Origin of the sequence: Chromobacterium sp. ASV23 (assembly GCF_016428945.1) — a bacterium.
Lineage (GTDB): Bacteria > Pseudomonadota > Gammaproteobacteria > Burkholderiales > Chromobacteriaceae > Chromobacterium > Chromobacterium sinusclupearum.
Genome location: NZ_JAELTR010000225.1, coordinates 1 through 400, shown reverse-complemented (window position 1 = coordinate 400; position 400 = coordinate 1). Strand labels below are relative to the sequence as shown.

Annotated in this window: 1 protein-coding gene; it reads left to right on the top strand. The window is 39.8% G+C overall.

From position 1 onward, the window contains the following. The coding region (locus JHD59_RS22330) for a glycosyltransferase (RefSeq protein ID WP_199155880.1) at nt 1-400 on the top strand (400 nt) is incomplete at both ends.

Below are 400 nucleotides of genomic sequence, written 5' to 3'. Positions count from 1 at the left end.
ATATCAAGCAAAATCAGAGAAAATCATCAATTAGCAATTGTTTGCTCTATAAACTCTACACATCGAGTACGGCTCAATACACGAGCAACCGCACACGGCATTGCAGAGAATGAAATAATCCTCACAGGATTTGTTTCAGAAGAAGACTTAGTAGGCTTATACAATCTTTGCAAGACTTTTATTTTTCCATCCTGGCATGAGGGTTTTGGATTGCCTGCTCTAGAGGCAATGTCATGTGGGAAATCTGTTATTGCTTCAAATATTACCAGCCTACCGGAGGTAGTTGGGCATAAAGACGCATTATTTGACCCTCATTGTGACAAATCAATTTCAGAAAAGTTAGCACAGGTTTTAACGGATGATGCATTCAGAGCAGCACTAGAGTCACACGGTATAATTC